Origin of the sequence: Lentibacillus daqui (assembly GCF_027186265.1) — a bacterium.
Classification (GTDB): Bacteria; Bacillota; Bacilli; order Bacillales; family Amphibacillaceae; genus Lentibacillus_C; species Lentibacillus_C daqui.
Genome location: NZ_CP114176.1, coordinates 1,335,029 through 1,359,601, shown reverse-complemented (window position 1 = coordinate 1,359,601; position 24,573 = coordinate 1,335,029). Strand labels below are relative to the sequence as shown.

Sequence of the window (24,573 nt, the reverse complement as noted above, 5' to 3'; positions counted from 1 at the left end):
CGTCTTCAACCCGCAAACTTGTCAATCTAGACTTCGTAATTACTATTATACCGGTTTGTTTCACCACTTAGGAAGAATATTTTATCATAGTACAGCAATGACTTTAATGGAACTATAGCCTTAACACTACTTTTATACTTATTATCGAATTTTAAGCAATGCTACATGCTTTGTCAAGTAAATTGTCAGACTATCGCGTATTAATGGAGGATTCGTTGTTACGTCCTATCCAAAATGCACCACAAAAACTTACTAAAATGTGCTAAAATAAGGATCGTACTATGACGAAAGGAACGATAAATCCATATGAAATCCGTTGTTGCATTTTCACATCAATTACTACAGGATGCGGTAATACCTGGTGATATCGTGATTGACGCCACTGCCGGTAATGGAAATGATACCATTTTCCTTAGTCAGCTTGTCGGCGAAAATGGTCAAGTTCTGGCTTTTGATATTCAAGATCAGGCAATTGCTGCAACAAACAAAAAATTAACTGAACACGCCATCCATAACACGAAAATCATTCAAGATTCGCATGAGCATGTGGCAGCATACTTAGATACAACTGACCAAATTAGTGGTGCTATTTTTAATTTAGGTTATTTGCCCGGAAGTGATAAAACTGTTATTACCCATGGTGCTTCCACCATTAAGGCCCTGAATTCCATGTTAGCCTTTCTTAGAAAACGTGGCGTTATCGTCTTGGTTATTTATCACGGTCACAAAGGTGGAACCGAAGAAAAAGAGACAATCTTGAATTATGCCAAAGCCCTTGACCAACAATCCTATAACGTATTGCAATATGGTTTTATCAACCAACGAAATCACCCGCCGTTTATCGTTGCCATTGATAAAAAATAACCAATAGAGCTCCCGGTGGCTAACGGGGCAGCTTCTGCTTTTCCTAATCATTTAACCAAACAGGCGGTGATATTGCCTGACATTCCAGTAAAAAAACTTTGCCTGTCTTCCACTTTTTCTTAATAAGACAGATGTCATCATATCCCCGCTATCCAAGCGCCTGACTTTTCCATCGGCAAGATACAACCCAACCAGCCCATGATGAATCATTTCATGAAATTTTCGATTGGGTAAAGACTGAACACAATGATTTGTTTGTTCAATAAAATAAATAAACCGCTCTAACATTTTTTCCCGCGACGGATAGTAACTGCAAAAATTCAAGTCCCCCTCCCGCTCATCCTCTTGTTGATCAATGTAATAATCAAGCAAAATATGTAATGCCTGCATATTAGGAAAGTAGCTGTAAAAAATATCTTTAGATAGAGCCGCTGTCATCTGTCCTCCAAGTGCATAGGATATAAAACAGAAGATACCGAGTGTGGAACCAGATGCAGCTGCAAATTCATACCAGCTCAAAGCGTCATCATTACTGTATTTTTGGCTAAACCAGTTCATCAATCTGGGGATGCGCTCGTTTACCGCCACATGTTTATGAACTTGTAAATCTCCGTATAATTGTTCTAACTTTAGCAATTTCGGCTGAATGAAGTGATACGTTGGGATTTGCTTTACAACTTGCTGACAGGTACGAACAAGATCAGCTAGATACGCCCCATCCGCCTGTTCCGTCCGTAGTTTATAATAATTTTTCACTGTGTTATCCGGGGTCAATGCATCCGCCATCGCCTCGTGTAACAGACGAAAATCAGCGGGATCCAATGATGTACTGCGGTCACATAAATTATCCAAATAATCACTAATGGTCTGGTAAGCAACAATAAATCGAATCGCTTCCTTCCAGTTACCAGCTGCAAGTAACGCATAAACTGCCCCACCTTGACAATGAAACCGTTTTGTATGAATACTTGCCAGCGCCTGTGCACGTAATTCTTCATCGGGAATTTGCCGGGCACGTTTTGTCCAGTAAGCCAACTCTTGTTTAACGGCTGGGAATATTTTACGATACACTTTTATCATTAATGTAGCTGCAGTTTGTGGTACATGGTTTCCCAACTTGCTCCCTCCATTTAATGGCCGTGATACCAAACATCCAAAAATATTTGCTATACTAATTATATCATCATATTTTTCCCTTAGATTCAACTTTTAACATGAGTAACTGGAGGTTTTGAAATTGATAAGCCATTATAAAAATATCACTCCAAAAATTGATGAAACAGCCTTTATCGCTAAGGATGCCACTATTATCGGTGATGTAATCATTGGTGAGCAATCAAGCATTTGGTTTCATACAGTTATCCGCGGGGATGTCGCACCAACCCGGATCGGAAAACGAGTTAGCATCCAGGATCTTTCCATGATTCATCAAAGCCCCGGAAATCCAGTTATTGTTGAGGATGATGTAACAATTGGCCATCAGGTGACATTGCATGGGGCAACCATCCGAAAAAATGCGTTAATCGGCATGGGCTCCATTATTCTCGATGGAGCCGAGATTGGAGAACATGCATTTCTTGGAGCTGGAAGTCTGGTACCCCCAGGAAAAACGATCCCGCCGCAAACATTAGCTTTGGGAAGACCTGCCAAAGTGGTGCGAAAACTAACCGATGCCGATTATGCAGAAATGGAGCGTGTGCGTAAATCATATGTAGAGAAAGGTCAATACTATAAATATCATACAGAATTAAACCAGGAATTTTAAACTTAGTGGAATTATGCCGATATTAAGATTACTACAGCTCAGATTTTAGGAGTGTATCATTGTGCACATCATGCTAGCAGTTATTACCTTTGTCATCGCAGTCTATTTTATAATTTTTCGCCGCAGGATTTCCACAAGCTGGATTCGTCGCTCGTTTGTTTTATATAGTGTTATTTTTACTATTACAGCAATCGTCATTAGTGGCATGTACATAAAGGAACACAAAAACTTCATCATCGCATCAATCACACATGTATTGCCCAAATCATTCATTGACTCGGCCATAGCAAAAACGTCCAACCAAGAACAGCCAATAGACGAAAAAGAATCGGTTCAGTTAAAAGCACCCCAAATTAGCCAATTACCGGAATTACCACGCGGTTGTGAAGTGACAAGCCTTGCGATGTTGCTTGCATACCACAATATTCAGGCAGATAAAATGAAACTGGCACAACAAATTAAAATTGATCCGACGCCATACCAAAAGACAAAAGAAGGCATTTATTTCGGTCATCCAAATAATGGTTTTGTTGGTGACATGTATTCCTTTGCCACCCCGGGACTTGGGGTTTATCATCAACCGATTACTGAACTGGCGTCGATTTATGCAGGAAACCGTGTATTTAATTTTACCGGGCAGGATTTTGATGAAATAATCCACCAATTGAATCAGGATCGACCGGTTTTGGTGATTATCAATGCCACATTTAAAAAGCTACCCAAAGAACAATTTATCACATGGCAAACACCAGACGGTCCTATTGAAGTAACCATGAGGGAGCACGCGGTATTGGTAACAGGCTATGATGACAAGTATATTTATTTCAATGATCCACTGGAACAGAATAATAAAGCACCAAGAACGGAATTCAAAGCTGCATGGAAGCAAATGGGAAAGCAGGCGATAACGATTTTATAACGTTACCGCCTGCTTTATTCTATGCTTATTTATTAACTGTCGCTGGTTCCACGGATACATCCGGTTTGCTTAACTCAGTTATATCAAATTTGTTTTCGACAAAAATCTGGTGCCACAGCATGAACATCAACACCGTCCAAATTTTCCGGCTATAGTCGCCTTTACCCTGACAGTGTGCATCAAGCAAATCAAGGATATAACGCTTATGCAGCAAATGGTCCGTTTCACTCTCTTTGATTAATTGTTTGGCCCAGCCATTCAGTTCATTTTTCAACCAATGGCGAATTGGTACAGGAAACCCTAATTTTTTACGGTCAAGTACATGATCAGGAATAATCCCCCGTGATGCTTCACGTAGCAAATTCTTTGTTGTGCCATTGGCAATTTTTAATTCAACTGGAATTTGGCTGGCAACACGGAAGACTTCCTTGTCCAGAAACGGAACTCGTAGCTCCAACGAATTGGCCATTGTCGTCCGGTCTGCTTTGAGTAAAATATCTCCTCGCATCCAAGTATGAATATCGACATATTGCATTTGATTCACCAATTCATCATCTGCTACATGATCAAATAGTTTCTCAGTAATTTGCCGGTATGATAGATTTTCATTGTAGTTTTTCAGGATTTGCCGTTTCTCTTCCTCCTCAAACATTTTCGCATTACCTATATATCGTTCGCGAAGTGGTGTCGTACCACGTTCGAGGAAGCTTTTTCCTTTTACACCTTCTGGCAGTACTTCAGCTACTCGAGCCAACAGATTCTTAGCCGGCTTCGGTATGGAATGGAATAGTTTCAATGATTCTGGTTCACGATAAATATTGTAACCGCCAAATAACTCATCTGAACCTTCACCAGATAGCACAACTGTTACATGTTTTCGTGCCTCCCTGGCGACAAAATACAATGGTACACATGCAGGGTCTGCCAGTGGATCATCCATATGCCACATGATTTTTGGCAGTTTTTCCACATACTCCTCGGGCGAGATAATGTAAGAAATATTTTCCACATTTAGTTTATCTGCTGTTTCTTTAGCAACATCCACTTCAGAAAAACCTTCCCGTTCAAAGCCAACTGAGAATGTTTTAATGTTCGGATTAAACTCCCGTGCCATCGCGACAATTAATGTAGAATCAATGCCACCGGATAAAAACGATCCAACCGGTACATCACTTCGCATATGCACATTCACCGAATCATACATCACATCTTGAACCCGCTTAATCCAATCTTGTTTGTCCATTAAGACAGGGTTAAACGATGCATGCCAATATCTTGTAAAGTTGATTGATTGCCCTGGTTTTTTCACAAAATAATGTCCTGGTTCCGCTTTTTTAATGCCGGCTGTCATCGTATATGGTTCCGGTACAAACTGAAAGCTTAAATAATGTTGCAATGATTCATTATCAACTTGTTCCGTTTCCGACATCAATGAAATACTTTTCTTCTCAGAAGCAAAAATTGTACCTTCTTCTGTTTCTTTATAGAACATTGGTTTAATGCCAAACGGATCACGTGCACCATACAACGTTTCATTTTCCTTATCCCAGATCAATATGGAAAACATGCCACGTAAATATTGAAATGCCTGTTCTTTATGTTTGGTAAATAGTGCGGCAATGACTTCTGTATCTGATTCCGTTGTAAATGTATAGCCTTCTTGACGTAGATCTTCCCGAAGTTCAACATAATTATAGATTTCACCATTGAAAATAAGCCATATTTTTTCATTTTGATAGCTGAGTGGCTGCTGACCACTTTCGATATCGATAATGCTTAAACGTCTAAATCCAAACGATACATAATGATCGTGAAAATAACCCTCGTCATCGGGTCCACGATGGGTTATAATGTTATTTTGCCGCTCAAAGGCCTGTATTGCCGTTTCATTTGGCAACCCCGGCTTATTGCGAATCATTCCGATAAATCCACACATTGGCTTTAGCCTCACTCTCTTGCTCTCGTAATCATATCTTTTTGAGTATATCACAAACGATGACCTATTTCGATAAGAATATCGGCTCAAAAAATATATAATAATAACGAAAAGTCATACCAATTGTTCTTATATCTGTACCAATGCTTTTAATTCCTCAACTTTATCCGTCTTCTCCCATGGGAATAGGATGTCGGTTCGGCCAAAATGTCCGTAGGCAGCTGTTTTTTTGAAAATAGGCCGTTGTAAATCAAGCATACGAATAATGCCGGCTGGGCGTAAATCAAACAATTCTCGAACCGCTTCAACCAATCTTTCTTCATTAACTGTTCCCGTGTCAAACGTGTTAATGGCTATCGATACTGGTTCAGCGACACCAATTGCATACGCAAGCTGTACTTCACATGTTTTGGCAAGCCCGGAAGCAACTATATTTTTGGCAACATAACGGGCGGCATATGCTGCGGAGCGATCCACTTTGGTTGAATCTTTACCACTAAATGCACCGCCGCCATGACGGGCATATCCTCCGTATGTGTCAACAATAATTTTCCGTCCCGTTAATCCGGCATCCCCTTGTGGACCGCCAATAACAAAGCGGCCTGTTGGATTAATGAAATATTTCGTTGTTTCATCCAGCAGGTATGCCGGAACGACTGGGCGAACGACATACTCAAGCAAATCCCTTTCAATTCGTTCAGTTGAAATATCCTGGTGATGCTGGGTGGAAATAACGATTGTATCCACTTTTACCGGATTATCCTGGTCATCATATTCTACTGTTACCTGGGTTTTCCCATCCGGTCTCAAGTAATCAAGTGTGCCATCTTTTCGCACGTCCGCCAAACGTTTTGCCATTTTATGCGCCAACGAAATCGGCATTGGCATGAACTCTTCTGTTTCATCACAGGCAAACCCAAACATCAAGCCTTGGTCCCCGGCACCGATCGCCGCGATTTCCTCATCCGACATTCGGCCTTGCCGTGCTTCCCAGGCGGTATCTACACCCTCGGCAATATCGGGCGATTGTTCATCAATCGCTGTAAGTACAGCACATGTTTCCGCATCAAAACCATATTTTGCTCTGGTATAACCGATATCTTTAATCGTTTGCCTGACTATTGCCGGAATATCCACATATGTGCTCGTCGTTATCTCGCCAGAAACCAATACCAAACCGGTTGTTACAGTGGTTTCACAAGCGACACGGGCGTTTGGATCCTTTGCTAAAATTTCATCCAAAATCGCATCCGAAATCTGATCGCAAATTTTATCAGGATGCCCTTCCGTGACCGATTCGGATGTGAATAAACGTCGATTTGCAGCCATAGGCCAAATCTCTCCCTTTAATTTTGGTACGGAACTCATCATTATTGATTATCATACATGTTGTTCAAACATCTTGGATGATGCATGTTTTTAATTGAATACAATTTCCTTAAAAACAAAAAAAGCCTTTCCCGTATGGAGGAAAGGGTTCGTGGCCTTTCGCTCTTATTGTTCAAGGAATTATCCTTGCATCAGATTAGCACCTTTTCACACGTTTGTGATGGTTGCCGGGTTTCATCGGGCCTGTCCCTCCACCAACTCTGAATAAGAGAGTCCGTTCGTCATTTATCGTAACGAAAACACCTGTTTATGTCAATGTTTTTATCCGTTATTCTGTTGTATCATAGAAGCCCTATGAGCCTTTGGGATCTATTTATATTTAAGTCACCAACAATAATAGTGACAATTAAAAAATCTTACAAAGGGGCTTGATAGTAAAATATACGGTGTTTACATATATTTAATATCTACTGAGTCTAGGAACTCTGCCACTTTATCATCATCTAAAGGGGCTACATCCATCTTTTCAGTATTATCCGTTAAATACTGAGTGTATTCCTGCATATCCATTCCTTCCTCCTCTTGAATAAATTCCTCTGGAGGAAATTGTGAAGGAATTGGGTAAATATTAATGGTTCCATCTCCATTACTTGAATAAGTAATAATACCATTTGCTGTCATGTCTGAAGTTAGAATCACAACATCTTCTGGATAATTAGAACTTTTATCAACGTGAGGATTAATAGGCGTCCCCACTGATACCTTGTTAACATTTAGTTCTGTAATATCCTGTACTTCCATAAACTGCATCCAGACACGAGCATATTCAATTTCTTCTTCTGAATAACTGTCTAAAGAAGCTGTTTCTTTTTTATCGTTTTGATCTAGTTCTGAATCCTCCTCCTTATCATTGGACTTGTTACTATCTTCTTTCTGATCAGTTTCTTCACTAAAGTGCCCTTCTATAGCCTCTTCAACAGTTGAATCCTCCAAATAGTCACTTTCGTCTGCCTCTATCCCACCTACGTAAACTTCTACATGATCTATATTATCCATATTGAATGGGACTGAGTCTAATGCCTCGACATTTTTAACCTTTCCAGATTTAAGAACATGATCATCTTCTAGATCCTCTGTATCTAAAACTGTTCCCAGCAGTTCCCCATCTTCATCGTAAACACCAATACCTGCATAGTACTTGGCGTCTCTGTCATCTTTATTTTCAATATTAAAGGTAATATCTGCATCAGTAACAGGAATGTCTTCCCTCCCCTGAATCGTTCCTTCAGACATATCTTCTTTTTTCCATTCTTCCGGTTCCTGTAATTCTCCCATTGGATTAATAGAATCTTTATCAAGCTCAATGTTTACTAGTTTATCCGCTGATATTGGCTTAGCTTCATAATCAATTTCTACGTGGTCTAATTCTTTGTATTTGTCCTTGTAGTCTAAATATAAATTAATAAAGCTTTTTTCATCAACATCCATAACAACTGGAGCAATAGCCGTACTATTAAAAATATCTTCCTGACCAGTATTTACTTCTATAGCCTTATCTTCATCATTAAACAGTGTAATTTCCACATCAGAGATAATTACAGGTGTTTCACCCTCATTTTTTAAAGTCCCATATACCCCAAGTGCGTCCATACCAAAGCTATCATTGAAAAACTTTTTATGGAATAGATCCGCAGTTACTACTTTAATTTCTTTTTCATCTTCCTGTTTTTCTGTATCTGATTTTGTATCCTCTTTATCTTCTTCACTATTTCCACATGCAACTAATACCATTGACAACAACCCCGCTAACAACATCATCATTAATTTTTTATTCATTTTTCCTATCTCCCTTTATTTTACGCTTCGGTGAAACTCCTCCAGTACAATCCGGTCTTTATACTTTATCCTTATCATTGTAGGGAACATATGTCAATGATCCTGGTTAGAACTTTCAATAAATTATCTAGGCTTTGTTTTTATGTACATGCTTCTAGTTACCCTTGTTCTGGCATTCAATTTAGTAGCTTTTTACAAATGAATATAATCACTTAAACGTTCACAACATTATAGTCATGGCAATAACCAATAAATTCTCCTTACAAACCAATGTAATTTAGATATGGTTTTTCTCCATTGTCTTGTTTAATCTCCCATCTTCCAAAAAGTCTCAATAAGCAAATTTGAACAACAAAAACCAACTCCCTTTTTAATGGAGAATTGGTCTGAAGTTAACTAAATATATGTACGCGTAATTGAAACTAACTCTCAAGGATATTGACATCAAACAGGCATTTTACCTTTACAACCCTTTTTAATCCTGTCCCTCCGCCAAAACCGAAGAAAGGAGTTCATTTACCATTAAACGTTCTTTAACTTTTGGTCGATTCCCATCAGGTTGATATCCGCTTTTTTAGGTTGATACTCCCCCTGTTTTCGGTTGATTCCGTCTTTTTCAGGTTGATACACCCGCACTTTTGGTTGATATCCGCCTTCTGAGGTTGATATCCCACCACTTTTGGTCGATTCCCGCTTTCTAAGGTCGATATCCCTCCGATTCTAACCGACACTTGCTTTTCCTGGTTGATGTTCTTCCGCTAATTCAACATTTCAAAGAAAATTAATACATTAGTATGGACTATATGAATTAATGTGTTATACTAATAATCAAACTTGAAATTTGACATATCGTAAGTATAACTTACACCAAAAGGAAGGTGGCTCACATGAAAGCGATGGAACGATCAACACTGGCCGATAAACTATTGGCAGAAGGAAATATCCTGCAAAACCTGTCTGTTCCAAGACTTGTTGAAAAAATTCTTGCCAGACGTGAAGGTATCTTAACTGAAACCGGTGCCATCCAGGCGACAACCGGCAAATACACCGGGCGTTCTCCACAAGACAAGTTTATTGTAAAAGATGACACATGTAAACAATTTATTGACTGGGGCCTTGTAAACCAGGCAATTGATGAGGATAAATTTGAACAATTATATGAAAAAGTTATTGTCCATTTAAAAAACCGGGATGAATTATATTCTTTTAAAGGCTTTGCTGGTGCCGATAAAAAGTACCGCTTGCCCATTCAAGTGATTAATGAATATGCCTGGCATAACTTATTTTCCAGACAATTATTTATCACACCAACCGAAGAGGAACTTGCCACGCATCATGCTGAATTCACGATCATTTCTGCACCTGAATTCAAAGCGGATCCAGCAGTGGACGGGACAAGTTCGGAGGTGTTTGTTCTGATTTCATTTAAACGGCGTACCATTTTAATTGGTGGAACCGAGTATGCCGGGGAAATTAAAAAATCGGTATTTTCCATTATGAATTATTTGCTTCCTCAAAAGAATATTCTGTCAATGCACTGTTCAGCAAATGTTGGGCAGGAAGGTGATGTAGCCTTGTTCTTTGGGCTATCAGGCACAGGGAAAACCACCCTGTCTGCTGATCCCTATCGCCGGCTGATTGGTGATGATGAACATGGCTGGAGCCCAAATGGTATCTTTAATATCGAGGGCGGATGTTATGCCAAATGCATTAATCTCTCGCAAAAAAAGGAACCACAAATTTATAATGCCATTCGATTTGGAACAGTACTCGAGAATGTGATGGTTGATGCAGAATCAAGGATGCCAGATTATGATAATACGATCTTAACTGAAAATACACGGGCAGCCTATCCATTGGAAAACATCGATAATATTGTCACGCCAAGTGTTGCTGGTCATCCAAATACAATCATTTTTTTAACAGCTGACGCGTCTGGTACATTGCCACCCATTAGCAAATTAACCAAGGAACAGGCTATGTATCATTTTCTGAGCGGTTATACCAGCAAACTAGCTGGTACAGAACGCGGTGTAACCGAACCACAAGCAACATTTTCGGCATGTTTTGGTGCACCATTTTTACCATTGGCACCATCAACCTATGCAGAAATGCTTGGTGAAAAAATTGATCAGTTCCAGTCAAGTGTCTTCTTAATCAATACTGGCTGGACTGGAGGTTCGTACGGTGTCGGACAACGTATGAAGCTTTCTTATACAAGAGCAATGGTTCATTCCGCATTGGAAGGTGAACTGAATACTGTTGAAACAGTAAAGGATGATATTTTTGGTTTGGATATTCCAGTTAATGTCCCTGGAGTACCAGATGATGTACTTGTACCGAAAACGACCTGGACTGATCCATCCGCCTATGATAAAGCAGCAAAAGAGCTGGCCATGAAATTCCATGATAATTTCCGCAAGTTTACGGAGGCAAGTGATGAAATTGTTCAGGCAGGTCCATTATATAAAGCGGACAACTAAAATATTTTTCCCAATCCTGTGGAAGGAAAACTGTTACATTGGTTAGTGATGAACTTCAACTTGGGAGAGAATGAGTATCATAAAAAGCATTTGTCAGCATGTACTGACAGCCGGTCTATCAATTAGAGACCGGCTTTTTTGTGCAGGACAACCCTCGACCGCGCTCCTTTGCCATCTAGGCATTCACACATTTTTCATTAAAACATACACTATTTTTGTAATACCCCATCTGAGCAGAAAGGAACGATCTGGATGAAAAAAATAATATATTGCCTGCTCTTTTCATGTATCCTATTTGTTTTTCTTTCGGCATGTGGTTCCAATGCTGAACAAGAGCAGACATCCATTAAATTAGGCGAAGTGACCAGATCCATTTTTTATGCACCGCAATATGTAGCAATTGAGAAAGGCTTTTTTGAAGAGGAAGGATTGGATGTTGATTTACAAACAACTTGGGGCGGTGACAAAACGATGACCGCATTATTATCCGACGGTATTGATGTCGCTCTTGTCGGGTCGGAAACATCCATGTATGTCTACGGGCAAGATTCCAAGGACTATGCTGTTAACTTTGCCCAGTTAACCCAAACGGATGGAACGTTTTTAGTCGCCAAAGGAGAACATCCTGATTTTTCCTGGGATGAATTAAAGGATAGTACCTTTTTGGGTCAACGAAAAGGCGGGATGCCACAAATGGTAGGTGAATATGTGTTAAAACAACACAATATTGACCCCCACGCTGATTTGAACCTACTGCAAAATGTTGAATTCGCCAATATACCAGGTGCCTTTACCTCCGGGGATGCGGAATATGTACAGCTATTTGAACCAACCGCAAGTATTTTTGAAAAGGAAGGAAAAGGACATATCATTGGTTCCTTTGGTGAGGAGTCCGGTCATGTTCCATATACCGTGTTTATGGCAAAGCGCGGGTTTATGAATGACAACGAAGAAACAATCCAACACTTTACCAATGCCATTTACAAAGCACAACAATGGGTGCAGGAAAACAGTGCTGAAGATATTGCAAAAGTTATTCAGCCTTATTTCGAGGATACTGACTTGGATATGATTGCTTCATCTGTCGACCGATATAAAAGTCAGGGTTCCTATGCTACTGATCCTTTGCTGGAAGAAGAGGAATGGAATAATTTACAGGAGATTATGGACGAAGCGGGCGAATTACCCGATGAAGTGCCATACAAAGATCTGGTTAATACCGAATTTGCCAAAGATACGATTGGTAAATAAGGAGGTGTAAATGGTGACATTTCTTACATTGGAGCATATCTCTCACCATTATTTTTCAAAAACTGGTTATACAAAAGCATTGGATGATATTTCATTCTCCATGGAAGAAGGCGAATTTGTAGCCTTGCTCGGTCCCAGTGGTTGTGGTAAATCTACACTTCTATCGATTATTGCCGGCATCATTCAACAAACAGCCGGTGACGTTCTTTTGGAAGGAAAGCCGTTACGTCCATCAGCTATGGCTATCGGGTATATGTTGCAACAAGATTACTTATTTCCATGGAAAACCATTATTGAAAACGTCTTGATCGGGCCGAAAATTAGCCGCAAGAATACAAATGAAGCAACAGGGAAGGCATTGGATTTACTAAATGAGGTCGGATTAACAAATGTTGCTAAAAGCTATCCGACTTCTCTCTCCGGTGGAATGCGTCAACGGGTTGCCCTGGTGCGGACATTAATGACCGATCCAAAAATTTTATTACTGGATGAACCTTTTTCCGCACTCGATTATCAAACAAAACTAAAATTGGAAGATATTGTTGCTGATTTACTACGGTCATACAAAAAAACGGCTGTATTGGTAACCCACGATATCGGTGAGGCCATTTCCATGAGTGACCGAATCCTGTTAATGAGGGCAAACCCGGGAGCAGTTGCCAATGTGTTTGAAGTTCCCATTGAATTGCGTAACGAAACACCATTTTATGTTCGCCGTCACCCTAAATACCAGCCATTGTTTGATAAAATTTGGGAGGCATTAAATCAAGGGGAGACTGCCGAAAAGGAAAAGGTGGTGACGAACTACCATGCAACCTAAATCGGATCAGCAACTATTTGCCGCATATAAGAATAAGTTAAAACGTGAAAAAAAGATTGTTTTCACATGGCAACTTATTATCCTGGTTGGTTTCCTCGCGCTATGGGAGGTTGCCAGCCGATTATATTGGATTGATCCACTCTTATTTAGTTCTCCGTCAAAAGTTGTGCACCAGCTGATCAATAAGTTTGCAGATGGATCGATTCTTCCCCATATTCAGGCAACCTTAATTGAAACTGTTCTGGGATTTATCATCGGAACAATTATGGGTATACTTATTGCAACTATCCTCTGGACATCATTACGATTATCCAAAATCATGGATCCCTATTTAGTTATTATGAATGCCATGCCTAAAGTCGCCCTTGGCCCTATTATCATTGTTGCACTCGGGCCAGGATATGTATCAATCATTGCGATGGGCGCGATTATTTCTGTAATTGTCACGGCTCTTGTTGTCTACTCGGGGTTTAGGGAAGTCGATCCGAACTATGAAAAGGTATTAAAAAGTTTTGGCGCCAGTCGCTGGCAATGCTTTAAGGAGGCTATTTTTCCGGCGACCATGCCCATTATGATATCCACGTTAAAGGTCAATGTTGGTCTGTCATGGGTTGGGGTCATTGTAGGTGAATTTCTGGTCTCGAAAGAAGGGCTCGGCTATTTAATTGTCTATGGTTTCCAGGTATTCGATTTCACCCTGGTGATGTCCAGTCTGATCGTCATCGCTATTGTTGCTGGAATTATGTATAAAATTGTCGAACGGATTGAAAAATGGCTTATCAAACATACAGCTTAAAAGAGACAGTTGAAAAAAGATGCATCCAAACGAATAACGCCTGTATACCTATCAAGCGTTATTCGTTCATATATCCGCATTTTTTCGCAAATATGCAAGACAGCATGGTAATACGTCATCTTTCATAATAAAACTATATTGGGCGTTATGTTTGACATCGTCTGGAATACTGTTTAGTAATACAGGACCTTGTGTTTCATAATAAGTGTGCTGCTGTTTTAATTCCTTAATGGTTGCAAAATAAACATTTTTGATAATCGTTTCTGCTTTTCCGGCAACTAGATATTGGCCAATATAGGTCATTTTCTCGACTGTTCCGCCGGTTTCCTCCATCACTTCACGAATGGCTGCCTCTTCGGCTGTTTCCCCTTTTTCCACTTTGCCACCAGGAAATTCGTAACCCCGGTCCTTATGATTGGTCAAAAGCCAATCGTTTTTGAATTTGCAAATCACCCACACATGTTTTGGGTGTTCGGAATAAGGATGGTCCGCAAAAGAAAGTTTTACTTGATTATTGTAATAATCTCTAAAAATATTCATTGTTCAACTGCCTTCATTTCAACATTATATTCAAAATCACTAACAGTCCTAATCGACCTAACTTATGTGCCATGGCCGGTTTATTTGGACTTGTTGTTAATCAATTGTATCACACCAGGGTCGATATTTTCACATGGCTCTATCCGAATCGTGAAGAAATAGTAACTCGAATAATTATTACTATTTCACGCTGGCTTAACGGTAATAAAAAGCCCCGGCCATTCTTTCACGAAGCCGGAGCTGCTTTTATCGTATAGCAATTTAACTTGCATATACTATACCAATTGCACAGTCATTGGTACTATAAAGGTCTGTCGCCTAAAACCCCCATATCTGTTATATGCCGCTTTGTCTCCTCATTACCAAGGTCATAGATCATTTTTAATGCTTCCGTTATTCCGCTATCATAATCATCATTGGCTTGATCGTGATGATAAGGCATTATTGGTACGTGCGCCCGCCAAAACGCACCTATATCCGCATCATTCATCCCTTCCATTTTCCCCCGTAATTCCCTGGCTTCATCCTCCGTGGCATAAATGACCAATTCCTCATTGTTACCATATTTAACTGATGAAATTTCTTGACTGCCCATATTTACAAAATACTTTTTCTTTTCCATACCGCAACACCTCCTGCTATTAATGTGGCTTAACCAATAAATTTTCATGTATTAAAAAAGCAGAAGTGTTGTTTTGTAAGTAAATGAAAGATTCCTATTATCCAGGCTTACTCCAGCAACTTTTTCAATTCACCGCGGACGAGTTTGTTGGATGCATTTCTTGGCAAGGAATCCACAAAATAAATTGCCTTAGGATGCTTATATTTCGCCAGATGCTGTGCCGCATAATCCATAATCTCAGCTTCTGTAATATGTCCTTCTCTAACCACAAACGCGACAGGTACTTGCCCCCATTTGTCATCCCGTTTTCCCACGACACCAATTTCGGCCACTTGTTCCATACCAGACAGAACACTCTCAACTTCGGAAGGATAAACATTCTCACCACCGGAAATAATTAAATCATTTCTTCGGTCCACTACATATAAGAACCCATCTTCATCCAAATAGCCAAGATCTCCGGTCGCAAGCCAGCCATTACGTATCTTCTGTTCGGTTGCGGCTTCATTGTTAAAATACCCATGGGTGACCATTGGACCTTTGACATAAATTTCACCAACAGGATTGTCATCCGGATGATCAATCTGTAATTGCGCAGGAACTAATGGCTTTCCAGCTGAGCCAATCTTCTTCAATGCATCAGGAGGACTTAAGGTCACAATTTGTGATGAAGTTTCTGTCATACCGTACGATTGAAACACCGGCACAGAGGAAGCTTTTGCTTTTTCTAACAGTGGTTTTGGAGCTGGTCCGCCACCAAGCAGCATACAGCGAAATGAATCAGGATACCTTTCCCCTTCCAGCATCTTTACCAGACGTTGCAACATAACCGTAACAACCGAAACAGCAGTTACCCCTCGGTTCATGATCGCATCATGGACAATACTTTCATTAAATTTATCCATAAAGTAGACAGGCATTCCATAGATCACACTTTTTATAAAGATAGACAGCCCACTCACATGAAATATGGGTAATGTACAAAGCCATTTATCATTTTCCTGCAACCCCAAGTTTAAAACCGAACCAATGGCACTCCACCAGTGGTTCCCATATGTATGCATGACACCTTTGGGGAAGCCGGTTGTACCTGATGTGTAAATGATCGTAAATGTATCATCTAAATCAAGCTCCGTTGCAAGGTTAACAGTGGCCTCCGGTAGTTCATCAATTTCCGCAAATGTTTTTGTTGGTACGGAAAATGCTTTCTGTTTTGTTTCAGCTAAATACTCAAGACTTGTTAATACAAGCGTTACCGCGGCATCATCCAATTGAAATGCTAATTCATCTGCAGTTAGACGGGTATTAAGCATAACGGAAACAGCGCCGAGATAACTTAATGCGTGGAGTGCAACAACCATTTTGGTATTATTGTTTGATAAAATTGCTACATGTGATCCCCGTTTAACCCCGGCATGTGCCAGTTGCTTGGCAAAACGTTGACTTTGTTCTTTCAATTGTCGAAAAGTTATTGTATCCCCATTTACTCGTTCGATAGCTGTTTGATCTGGTGCAATATTAGCTTGTTTTGTTAACCAATGTGGGATTGTTTCACTCATACATTAACCACCTTTGTTCAAGGATGTTCAAAAAGTCCAGTAAAATCACCTTTTTTAACGTCTCTATTTTACCGGAAAACCTTTGCCAACAATTGGCAAAGGTTTTCTATACCATTTTCTAAAATTAAGGAAAACGTGGAAATTGATCCCAATCCGGTTTCCTTTTTTCTTTAAATGCATCGCGACCTTCTTTTGCCTCATCGGTTGTATAATAAAGCAGAGTCGCGTCTCCACCCATTTGCTGCAGGCCAGCGAGACCATCTGTTGCAGCATTGAACGATGCTTTCATAAAGCGCAGTGCAGTTGGTGATTTTTCAAGAATTTCCTGACACCACTGCAATGTTTCGGATTCCAATTCTTCCAATGGTACGACCTTGTTAACCATGCCCATTTCATATGCTTCTTCTGCACTATATTGACGGCATAAATACCAAATTTCTCTTGCACGTTTTTGACCGACCATACTTGCCAGTAGTCCGGCACCATAACCGGCGTCAAAGCTGCCTACTTTAGGACCTGTTTGACCAAATCTGGCATTGTCAGCAGCAATGGTCAAATCGCAGCATATATGCAGAACGTGTCCGCCGCCAATCGCATATCCGGCTACCATCGCAATAACCGGTTTCGGAATCGTCCGCATTAACCGTTGTAAATCAAGAACATTTAGGCGTGGTACCTGGTCCTCGCCAACATATCCACCATGTCCGCGAACAGTCTGGTCACCGCCAGAACAAAATGCCTTATCCCCTGCACCGGTTAAAATGATGACACCAATTGATGAATCATCGCGGGCATCTGCAAACGCATCAATCATTTCATTCACTGTTAATGGTGTAAATGCATTGTGAACGCGCGGGCGGTTCATCGTTACTTTTGCGACACCATTATATTTTTCATAGATTATTTCTTTGTACTCTTTTGCTTGTTCCCATTGTACAGTCATGAATTTTCCTCCTTATATTTTTGCTATGATATGTAATTGTTAACGGCTCGTGGTTAACAAAAACTCCACTACTATTTTACCAAAAAAATCAGCTTGTTCCACGTGAATTGCATGTCCAGCTTGTTCAGCAATGACTAAATGGGCATTTTCCATTAGTTGTTCCATCCGCCGATTTAATTTGACAAACTTATCATCCTTGGCTCCTGCCAGCAATAAAACGGGAATGGATAGGTCATGAAGACGATCCCACCAGGACATTTGAGCGCCTGTTCCCATCAAACGAAGCGATTGGGCAAGGCCTGTTTTGTTCTGAGCAAGTCGTTCATTTCGTATTTTCTGTCTCACTTCTACCGGCAGATTTTTTTGCGTTTGAAAAAGTGGAATGTCCTCCCAAAAGTCGACGAATTTCGCGACACCTTCCTGCTCTATTTTTTCGGCCAACTGTTCATCACGGGTGATTCGTGCTTGCCGTTCGCTCTCGGTTGCCAGTCCTGGGGAAGTACTCTCCAACACAAGGGACTTAACCAGTTCCGGATACAGCATCGCAAACGATAGTGCTGTACGCCCCCCCATAGAGTACCCGATAAGCCGGATATCCGTTAACTCTAGCATTGAAAATAAGGCAAATAAGTCGCTGCAACACGTTTCCATGGAACGACCGGTTGCCATTTCGGTTTTTCCATGTCCTGGTAAATCAACGATCAGTACCTGAAATTCTTGCGCTAGGTTTTCGACAAACGGCTCCCATGTCGCTGAACTGCCGGTAAAACCATGCAACAATACAACCGTCGGCCCTTCACCCGTTAATTCATACCAATATGCTGCATCATTGATTGTATAGTACATACCATCATTCCTCATGATCATGAAGGATTTCAGTTTCAATGGCTTGCCATCTCTCACGGTGCCATTGCCTATTTTGCTCCCGATCCGTGTTCACTTCAATAACGGCCAGGCCTTTTTCCTGATAACTCTTCTCAAGTGCTCTTTGCAAATCGGTTTGTTGCGTTACCTGACAATAGTTCCCGCCATACATCTTGATGGCATGTTCAAATTCAATATCAACCGGGGTACCGAATAACGCTTCAAAATGATCTGGATGATTTACTTGTGGTAAAAAAGAAAAAATACCGCCACCATTATTATTGATCAATAAAATGGTAATGTTTACATGATATTGTTTGGCAGCAAGCAAGCCATTTAGATCATGGAAAAACGACAAATCTCCGAGCAATAGTGTAACTGGTGAACCATTGACTGCAGCAGCACCAAGCCCGCTTGACACCACGCCATCAATACCGTTTGCACCGCGATTTGCCAATACCCGGAGCTGTTTTGCCGTCGTCAGAAAAAATGTATCAACATCCCGAATCGCCATGCTATTGCCAACATACACCGTGTTGTTTTCCGGTAATACATCAAATAAACAACGAACGGCCTCCCCTTCTGTTAAACGTCCATTTGTCTTTGCCTGTAAATGCTTCTTGGTTATTTGGTTCATCTTCTCCCATTGCGCGAACCATGTTGCGTCCCGATCTCGATCCTCTAAAGCCAGTAGTAAATCTTCACACAGCAATGCCGGATCAGCATAAATAAATTCGGTCCTGTTCCCCGCTGGCTCCCGATGGCCCATATGTTCTTCGATGACAAATTGCTCCGCATCGTGGTGTTCCTTTGCATAAAATAAATAGGCTTTGGATACCGGCATCGCACCAAAGCGAATAATGTAGTCAGGTTTCAGTTGTTTACGTATGGTGTCATTGCGTAAAAATGCATCGTAGCCTTCAATCACATGTTTTTTACTGTGCATTCCAGATCTTAGTCCAGATAGTGGATCGGCTATAATAGGCATCTTCAATAATGATGCAAGGTGCACAATTCGCTCGGGTAAATCCTCCCGATCTTGCGGACCGCAAACAATAACGCCTTTCCCCTTTCCTTTGAGCCTGTTGCATAACGCTTGTATTTGCTCTGAGTCGAGGCGTTTTTTTCCGTCTGATACGGCATGATAACGTGTTGTTTGGCTTCCCCATAAATCCTTAATCTCAAAATCAGGAATCAGTGGTTCACGTAAAGGGAAATTCAAATGAACCGGACCACTATTCCCTTCCGTTGCCATATGGACAGCACGTGATGCTTTACTACGAACGTAAGCAAGCATGGTTTGGTCTGCTTCTGGTAACGCCATTTCATTAAACCACTTCACATAATCCCCGTACAATTTTAGCTGTTCGATTGCCTGCGGTGCACCAACATCCCTTAATTCGTGTGGTCGATCAGCAGTAAGAACAACCAGTGGTACCCGACTATAATGTGCCTCCACAATCGCCGGAAAATAATTAGCAGCTGCCGTTCCCGACGTACAAACAATAACAACCGGCCGCTTGTTTTTCTTGGCCATACCAAGCGCAAAAAAGGCAGCAGAACGTTCGTCAATAATCACCCATTGCCTGATATCCGGATGTTCCATGAATGTCATAGCCAGTGGTGTCGAACGCGAACCAGGTGAAATGACTACCTCTGTTAAACCACTCTTTGCCAATTCATCGACAAAATTCGCAATATAGCGTGTTAGTGTCTCTGTATGTTCCATCAAGATCCCCCCAATACGGAAAGCATTGGTGTGAATTTAATTAACGTTTCTTCATACTCCGCTTCCGGGTCCGAATCTTTAACAACACCGCATCCAGCAAAAATTGATGCCTCATTGCCCTGAACAAGACCTGATCTAATTGCGACTGCAAATTCCCCATTTCGATTGCTGTCCAGCCAGCCGACAGGGGCACCATACCAACCACGTTCCAGTAATTCGTGTTCCCGGATAAATGTCAATGATTTTTCCCTTGGCACTCCACCTAATGCTGGTGTCGGATGAAGTGCTTTTACAATTTCAAAGATGCTGTGTCCCTGTTTCAAGGTTGCTTTTACAGGTGTGTACAGATGTTGCAAATTTTTCAGCGGATAGATAACCGGGTTGTTTGGAATATCGACCCTTGAACAATATGGTTTTATCGCATTTCCAATCATTTTTACGACAAAATCATGCTCCTCACGATTTTTCGTATCTTGAAGCAATGTCCTGCCAATCTCTTTGTCTTGTACTGGTGTTGTCCCTCGTGGTGCAGTGCCGGCCAGACAGGTGGAAAGCAACTGCTCTTGTTCCAGCTTGACCAGCCTTTCAGGCGTTGCCCCAACAAAACAATCATCACCATGTTCGAAAGCAAAGACATAACTGTTTGTTTGCGATGATAACAACTTGTCTAGTACAGGGGTGACCTCTACCTGTTTGGAAAAAGTTAAGCGCATTTCCCGGGCAAGCACAATTTTTTCAGCATGTTGTTGCTTAATTTCTTCCGTTGCTTGTCTCACCTGTTCCTTCCATTGCTGCGGAGCTATTTCCTCCCTTTTCAACAGGGTTGCTTCATCCGGGAATGGTTTAGTGTAATGGAGCAGGTTTTTTTCCGTTTCCTCTAGCATTTGTGCAAGTGTACGGGGACTATCATTCATCGTCACAAACGTGTTTATTGTTACATAGCTGGCTTGTTTTGTTTGCACCAATGTATACCGCGGAACTTGGAATTCACTATTTCTAAACTTGTCCCATAGTCCTGTTGTTTGCTTTTTCGGGTCAAAACACATGCCACCAAGTGCAACCAGCCCCGTACCTGGCACCTGATATGGGTTATGAACAGTAGCATTAGCCGTTAGTTCATTCCATTGCTGTTCTATATCTTTTAACCGATTTTCACCGGCGACGAGCGGATAAACAGTACCAATCCCGACTAAATAAAAGGCATCCGCTGTACTCGCCCAAAATGTCCGATTCATATCACACGTTTTGGCCGCTTCAAAAAATTGGAGCGGATTCACTTGATCTATCTTTTTGGTAAAACTGACAAGCTGCTTTGACTTTGTTTCATTTGCATGGTGAATTGCCTCATCCAACACAACTTCCAGCAGCTTTTCCTTCGTTTCAATCATTACTTGTTACCTCCGTTAAACGAACAATCATCACAACTATCCTCTCTATTTTATTCTCTTTTTATCCTTTTCACAAGGAATGGACTGTTTTAACCTATATTGATGATTGACACCCTATGACGATTTGCCTAAACTAAAGATGATATTGCCGTTGTAGGAGGACTTATATTATGCAAACATCTGATCAAACGAATATAAAACACGTCTTAAATGAAAAGAAAGGGATGCATATCTGGTGGCGTCTATTACGGCCGCATACACTGACAGCCTCCTTTATTCCTGTTTTTGTCGGAACCATGCTTGCTTATATTGATGGTTCGATAAGTATTTCATTGTTTATCGCGATGCTGATTGCTTCAATGTTGATTCAGTCAGCAACCAATATGTTCAATGAATACTACGATTTTGCTCGTGGACTGGATAACGAGGAGTCGGTAGGCATCGGCGGAACTATTGTACGCGATGGGATATCAGCGAAAACAGTATTACGGATGGCCTTATCATTTTTTGGGATCGCCATGTTGCTCGGCGTATACATTTGTATGGTATCAAGCTGGTGGATCGCAGTCATTGGTTTAGGCTGCATGCTTTTCGGTTATTTATATACTGGCGGACCATTACCAATCGCCTATACACCACTTGGCGAGTTATTTTCCGGATTCCTAATGGGCACTGTTATCATCGGAATCAGCTATTTCATTCAAACGTTGACCATAACAGCTTCAACCGTTTTAATATCGATTCCGGTTGCTATCCTTATTGGTTGTATTATGATGTCCAATAATATCCGGGATCTTGATGGGGACAAAGAGAATGGACGAAAAACCATTGCGATCCTGCTGGGAAGAAAGAATGCAATCCGCTTTTTAGGCTTCTTGTTTGTCGTTGCATTTGGATTGACTGCCTATTACATTATTGATGGATTATTACCCGTTTGGTCAATCATTGCGTTTTTCAGTGGCATCAAGGCAATCGATGTAATCAAGAAATTCCAGGGAAAATCCAAACCAATTGAAATGTTGCCGGCAATGGTAGCTACCGGAAAGACAAATACCATTTATGGATTGTTATTAGGGGTTTCGTTACTGTTAAGCAAAATATTTTAATTGAAAAGAGGGCAGCTATGGATTTTTCGCAAACATTAATCGATACGCTTGGGATGAAAGTGATAACACTTGAAAAAAATCTTGTGATCATGACCATGCCAGTTGACTATCGCACACACCAGCCAGCAGGATTTTTGCACGGTGGAGCAAACGTCGCCCTGGCTGAAACTGCTGCTAGTGCAGGTGCCTTTCTTCATGTTGATGGAGAACAATACAATGTATTTGGGATTGAAATTAATGCCAACCATATTAGGAGTAAACGTGAAGGCACAGTGACCGCTAAGGCTGTTCCCAAACATATTGGAAAAACAACTATGGTATGGGAAATTAATATCACAGATGAAGATGAAAAACTTATATGTATTTCTCGCTGCACCATTGGAATCGTCCCTAAGAAGAAAGGTGATGAACATGGGAAATCATACAAATCTGAGTGAAGAACAACTTTACTTTTTTAAAAATCAATTATTGGCAATGAAAAATGAATTGATTGCAAATAAGAAAAAGTACGAAGATCAAAGCCCAAATAATACGATCAGTGAATTGGCCGACTATGATAACCATCCTGCAGAAATGGCAACAGAACAATTTGAACAAGAGCGAGAAGCGGGATTTGAGCAAATGCGACGAGATCACCTGCAAGAGATTAATGATGCCTTGGCCCGCATTGAAAACGGTACTTATGGAGTCAGTGAATTATCTGGCAAACCTATCCCAATAGAACGTTTGGAAGCAAACCCAACTGCCAGGTATCTGGTAGAAGAGGAGTAACTGTTCAAAACGACTGCCTGAAAATGGAGGTAGTCGTTTTTTTTGGTTTAAACAAACTGTCCCTCTACTGCAAAAAAATAAAACAAACTACTTTTCAAATGAGTAAAATCATTGTATACTATATGCAACAATTACATATCGATTCCATCTTCGGGGCAGGGTGCAATTCCCGACCGACGGTAAGAAGCAGGTATATATGCTTTAAGTCCGTGACCCACCTGAGCAGATGTTCAGTGGTTGACCTGGTGTAAATCCGGGACCGACAGTTATAGTCTGGATGGGAGAAGATGTCGAGCCGTTTTCCTTGTGTAGAACATTACACATGTTTATTTCTGTTATAATAAAACACCCTAAAGCCCCGATTAGGCGCTTTAGGGTGTTTTTTGTGTCAAAACGAAAACGGACAGTTCCTTCATCAACGAGATGGGAATCGATAACAGATGAAGGAGGATACGATGATGCAAACAAAAAATCAATCATCATCACAATTGCTTAAACTGATTATTCTGGCCTTATTGGGAACGATCTCCCTTTTATTGCTTTTCCTGAATTTCCCGCTGCCATTTTTACCGGGGTATTTAAAGATTGATTTTAGCGAAGTACCGGCCTTAATTGCTGCACTTATTTTTTCACCAGTGGCTGGAGTTATTGTAGAAGCGATTAAGAATTTACTCTACCTGGTCGTTGGTGGCGGTGAACCTGTTGGCGTTACAGCAAATTTTATTGCAGGTGTTCTGTTTATTGTTCCGACTGCCATCCTTTACCATAAATATAAAGGAGTGAAGAGCATTATCTCGGGACTTGTTGCCGGAACATTGATTTCTGCAATTGCCATGAGTGTTTTAAATTATCTTGTCATTTTGCCTGTTTATGCCTGGTTTATGGGAATGGAAGATATGAAAATCGAAAGTGTTAAACGGTTCACAGCCATGTTCCTGGTTTTTCCATTTAATGTGATTAAAGGTGTCATTATTGGCTTATTATTTGTTCCATTGTTTGTCAAATTAAGAAGCTGGATCGAGCAAAAACAAACGAAGATGATATAAAAAACG

22 protein-coding genes and 2 riboswitches are annotated in these 24,573 nt (G+C 40.8%); of the genes, 11 read left to right on the top strand and 11 right to left on the bottom strand.

The features are described from left to right. Positions 1-306: 306 nt before the first annotated feature. Complete coding sequence (gene mnmM / locus O2S85_RS06870; RefSeq protein WP_269411938.1) at positions 307-864, top strand: tRNA 5-(aminomethyl)-2-thiouridylate-methyltransferase MnmM; 558 nt, start codon at positions 307-309, stop codon at positions 862-864. 51 nt (positions 865-915) lie between these two features. On the opposite strand, the gene O2S85_RS06865 is transcribed toward mnmM, so the two are convergent. After that, complete coding sequence (locus O2S85_RS06865) at positions 916-1,980, bottom strand: tetraprenyl-beta-curcumene synthase family protein (protein ID WP_269411937.1); 1,065 nt, start codon at positions 1,978-1,980, stop codon at positions 916-918. A 121-nt stretch (positions 1,981-2,101) separates the two neighbouring features. On the opposite strand from O2S85_RS06865, the gene O2S85_RS06860 reads away from it, so the two are divergent. Continuing rightward, a complete protein-coding gene (locus O2S85_RS06860; RefSeq protein WP_269411936.1) occupies positions 2,102-2,629 on the top strand; it encodes a gamma carbonic anhydrase in 528 nt (175 codons plus the stop codon). Between the two features lie 70 nt (positions 2,630-2,699). Beyond that, positions 2,700-3,548 (top strand): C39 family peptidase, encoded by an 849-nt coding sequence (locus tag O2S85_RS06855; protein ID WP_269412502.1) that lies wholly within the window; start codon positions 2,700-2,702, stop codon positions 3,546-3,548. A gap of 25 nt (positions 3,549-3,573) precedes the next feature. Here the strand turns inward: O2S85_RS06855 and asnB are convergent, their stop codons facing one another. The 3 genes from asnB to O2S85_RS06840 form a co-directional block, all read right to left on the bottom strand. Then, complete coding sequence (gene asnB / locus O2S85_RS06850) at positions 3,574-5,484, bottom strand: asparagine synthase (glutamine-hydrolyzing) (RefSeq protein WP_269411935.1); 1,911 nt, start codon at positions 5,482-5,484, stop codon at positions 3,574-3,576. Between the two features lie 129 nt (positions 5,485-5,613). Further along, positions 5,614-6,813 carry a methionine adenosyltransferase gene (gene metK, locus O2S85_RS06845; protein WP_269411934.1) on the bottom strand — a complete coding sequence of 400 codons (1,200 nt, stop codon included), beginning with the start codon at positions 6,811-6,813 and terminating at the stop codon, positions 5,614-5,616. A gap of 162 nt (positions 6,814-6,975) precedes the next feature. After that, a riboswitch (SAM riboswitch) is annotated at positions 6,976-7,084 on the bottom strand. Positions 7,085-7,263: 179 nt separating this feature from the next. After that, positions 7,264-8,649 carry a YdeJ family lipoprotein gene (locus O2S85_RS06840; RefSeq protein ID WP_269411933.1) on the bottom strand — a complete coding sequence of 462 codons (1,386 nt, stop codon included), beginning with the start codon at positions 8,647-8,649 and terminating at the stop codon, positions 7,264-7,266. 887 nt (positions 8,650-9,536) lie between these two features. On the opposite strand from O2S85_RS06840, the gene pckA reads away from it, so the two are divergent. The 4 genes from pckA (at position 9,537) to O2S85_RS06820 (ending at position 13,999) form a co-directional block, all read left to right on the top strand. After that, positions 9,537-11,132: a phosphoenolpyruvate carboxykinase (ATP) gene (gene pckA, locus O2S85_RS06835; RefSeq protein WP_269411932.1), complete on the top strand. Its 1,596-nt coding sequence runs from the start codon at positions 9,537-9,539 to the stop codon at positions 11,130-11,132. Between the two features lie 252 nt (positions 11,133-11,384). Beyond that, the gene (locus O2S85_RS06830; RefSeq protein ID WP_269411931.1) at positions 11,385-12,383 is read left to right on the top strand and encodes an ABC transporter substrate-binding protein; all 999 of its coding nucleotides are present in this window, start codon (positions 11,385-11,387) and stop codon (positions 12,381-12,383) included. Positions 12,384-12,396: 13 nt separating this feature from the next. Further along, positions 12,397-13,203, top strand: a complete 807-nt coding sequence (locus O2S85_RS06825; protein ID WP_269412501.1) for an ABC transporter ATP-binding protein — start codon at positions 12,397-12,399, stop codon at positions 13,201-13,203. Continuing rightward, the gene (locus tag O2S85_RS06820; protein WP_269411930.1) at positions 13,193-13,999 is read left to right on the top strand and encodes an ABC transporter permease; all 807 of its coding nucleotides are present in this window, start codon (positions 13,193-13,195) and stop codon (positions 13,997-13,999) included. Before O2S85_RS06825 ends, O2S85_RS06820 begins: the two co-directional genes overlap by 11 nt. Positions 14,000-14,065: 66 nt before the next feature. Here O2S85_RS06820 and ytkD read toward each other — a convergent pair whose 3' ends face one another. From ytkD to O2S85_RS06785, 7 genes are all read right to left on the bottom strand, one after another. Beyond that, positions 14,066-14,539 carry an RNA deprotection pyrophosphohydrolase gene (ytkD, locus tag O2S85_RS06815; RefSeq protein WP_269411929.1) on the bottom strand — a complete coding sequence of 158 codons (474 nt, stop codon included), beginning with the start codon at positions 14,537-14,539 and terminating at the stop codon, positions 14,066-14,068. 301 nt (positions 14,540-14,840) lie between these two features. Further along, positions 14,841-15,161 carry a hydrolase gene (locus O2S85_RS06810; protein ID WP_269411928.1) on the bottom strand — a complete coding sequence of 107 codons (321 nt, stop codon included), beginning with the start codon at positions 15,159-15,161 and terminating at the stop codon, positions 14,841-14,843. 107 nt (positions 15,162-15,268) lie between these two features. Continuing rightward, entirely contained in the window at positions 15,269-16,720 is a 1,452-nt protein-coding gene (locus tag O2S85_RS06805; RefSeq protein ID WP_269411927.1) for an o-succinylbenzoate--CoA ligase, read from the bottom strand. Positions 16,721-16,844: 124 nt separating this feature from the next. Then, positions 16,845-17,663, bottom strand: a complete 819-nt coding sequence (menB, locus tag O2S85_RS06800) for a 1,4-dihydroxy-2-naphthoyl-CoA synthase (protein ID WP_269411926.1) — start codon at positions 17,661-17,663, stop codon at positions 16,845-16,847. Between the two features lie 39 nt (positions 17,664-17,702). Continuing rightward, on the bottom strand, positions 17,703-18,524 hold the full coding sequence (menH, locus tag O2S85_RS06795; RefSeq protein ID WP_269411925.1) for a 2-succinyl-6-hydroxy-2,4-cyclohexadiene-1-carboxylate synthase: 822 nt from the start codon (positions 18,522-18,524) through the stop codon (positions 17,703-17,705). After that, complete coding sequence (menD, locus tag O2S85_RS06790; RefSeq protein ID WP_269411924.1) at positions 18,514-20,256, bottom strand: 2-succinyl-5-enolpyruvyl-6-hydroxy-3-cyclohexene-1-carboxylic-acid synthase; 1,743 nt, start codon at positions 20,254-20,256, stop codon at positions 18,514-18,516. Before menD ends, menH begins: the two co-directional genes overlap by 11 nt. Beyond that, on the bottom strand, positions 20,256-21,644 hold the full coding sequence (locus tag O2S85_RS06785) for an isochorismate synthase (RefSeq protein ID WP_269411923.1): 1,389 nt from the start codon (positions 21,642-21,644) through the stop codon (positions 20,256-20,258). The genes menD and O2S85_RS06785 overlap by 1 nt, the downstream gene beginning before the upstream one ends. A 170-nt stretch (positions 21,645-21,814) precedes the next feature. Between O2S85_RS06785 and O2S85_RS06780 the strand changes: the two genes are divergently transcribed. The 4 genes from O2S85_RS06780 (at position 21,815) to O2S85_RS06765 (ending at position 24,567) form a co-directional block, all read left to right on the top strand. Further along, positions 21,815-22,750 carry a 1,4-dihydroxy-2-naphthoate polyprenyltransferase gene (locus tag O2S85_RS06780; RefSeq protein WP_269411922.1) on the top strand — a complete coding sequence of 312 codons (936 nt, stop codon included), beginning with the start codon at positions 21,815-21,817 and terminating at the stop codon, positions 22,748-22,750. Positions 22,751-22,767: 17 nt separating this feature from the next. After that, entirely contained in the window at positions 22,768-23,187 is a 420-nt protein-coding gene (locus O2S85_RS06775; RefSeq protein ID WP_269411921.1) for a hotdog fold thioesterase, read from the top strand. Further along, positions 23,162-23,521: a TraR/DksA C4-type zinc finger protein gene (locus tag O2S85_RS06770; RefSeq protein WP_269411920.1), complete on the top strand. Its 360-nt coding sequence runs from the start codon at positions 23,162-23,164 to the stop codon at positions 23,519-23,521. Before O2S85_RS06775 ends, O2S85_RS06770 begins: the two co-directional genes overlap by 26 nt. Before the next feature lie 142 nt (positions 23,522-23,663). Next, positions 23,664-23,814, top strand: a riboswitch (FMN riboswitch). A 165-nt stretch (positions 23,815-23,979) separates the two neighbouring features. Continuing rightward, positions 23,980-24,567 (top strand): ECF transporter S component, encoded by a 588-nt coding sequence (locus tag O2S85_RS06765; protein WP_269412500.1) that lies wholly within the window; start codon positions 23,980-23,982, stop codon positions 24,565-24,567. The last annotated feature ends 6 nt before the right edge of the window (positions 24,568-24,573 follow it).

What these genes read in the sequence shown, in the direction of transcription:
- mnmM (WP_269411938.1), top strand. Translation starts at nt 307, where the DNA reads ATGAAATCCGTTGTTGCATTTTCACATCAATTACTACAGGATGCGGTA.
- O2S85_RS06855 (WP_269412502.1), top strand. Translation starts at nt 2,700, where the DNA reads ATGCTAGCAGTTATTACCTTTGTCATCGCAGTCTATTTTATAATTTTT.
- asnB (WP_269411935.1), bottom strand. Translation starts at nt 5,484, where the DNA reads ATGTGTGGATTTATCGGAATGATTCGCAATAAGCCGGGGTTGCCAAAT.
- metK (WP_269411934.1), bottom strand. Translation starts at nt 6,813, where the DNA reads ATGGCTGCAAATCGACGTTTATTCACATCCGAATCGGTCACGGAAGGG.
- O2S85_RS06840 (WP_269411933.1), bottom strand. Translation starts at nt 8,649, where the DNA reads ATGAATAAAAAATTAATGATGATGTTGTTAGCGGGGTTGTTGTCAATG.
- pckA (WP_269411932.1), top strand. Translation starts at nt 9,537, where the DNA reads ATGAAAGCGATGGAACGATCAACACTGGCCGATAAACTATTGGCAGAA.
- O2S85_RS06830 (WP_269411931.1), top strand. Translation starts at nt 11,385, where the DNA reads ATGAAAAAAATAATATATTGCCTGCTCTTTTCATGTATCCTATTTGTT.
- O2S85_RS06820 (WP_269411930.1), top strand. Translation starts at nt 13,193, where the DNA reads ATGCAACCTAAATCGGATCAGCAACTATTTGCCGCATATAAGAATAAG.
- ytkD (WP_269411929.1), bottom strand. Translation starts at nt 14,539, where the DNA reads ATGAATATTTTTAGAGATTATTACAATAATCAAGTAAAACTTTCTTTT.
- O2S85_RS06810 (WP_269411928.1), bottom strand. Translation starts at nt 15,161, where the DNA reads ATGGAAAAGAAAAAGTATTTTGTAAATATGGGCAGTCAAGAAATTTCA.
- O2S85_RS06805 (WP_269411927.1), bottom strand. Translation starts at nt 16,720, where the DNA reads ATGAGTGAAACAATCCCACATTGGTTAACAAAACAAGCTAATATTGCA.
- menB (WP_269411926.1), bottom strand. Translation starts at nt 17,663, where the DNA reads ATGACTGTACAATGGGAACAAGCAAAAGAGTACAAAGAAATAATCTAT.
- menH (WP_269411925.1), bottom strand. Translation starts at nt 18,524, where the DNA reads ATGAGGAATGATGGTATGTACTATACAATCAATGATGCAGCATATTGG.
- menD (WP_269411924.1), bottom strand. Translation starts at nt 20,256, where the DNA reads ATGGAACATACAGAGACACTAACACGCTATATTGCGAATTTTGTCGAT.
- O2S85_RS06785 (WP_269411923.1), bottom strand. Translation starts at nt 21,644, where the DNA reads ATGATTGAAACGAAGGAAAAGCTGCTGGAAGTTGTGTTGGATGAGGCA.
- O2S85_RS06780 (WP_269411922.1), top strand. Translation starts at nt 21,815, where the DNA reads ATGCAAACATCTGATCAAACGAATATAAAACACGTCTTAAATGAAAAG.
- O2S85_RS06775 (WP_269411921.1), top strand. Translation starts at nt 22,768, where the DNA reads ATGGATTTTTCGCAAACATTAATCGATACGCTTGGGATGAAAGTGATA.
- O2S85_RS06770 (WP_269411920.1), top strand. Translation starts at nt 23,162, where the DNA reads ATGGGAAATCATACAAATCTGAGTGAAGAACAACTTTACTTTTTTAAA.
- O2S85_RS06765 (WP_269412500.1), top strand. Translation starts at nt 23,980, where the DNA reads ATGCAAACAAAAAATCAATCATCATCACAATTGCTTAAACTGATTATT.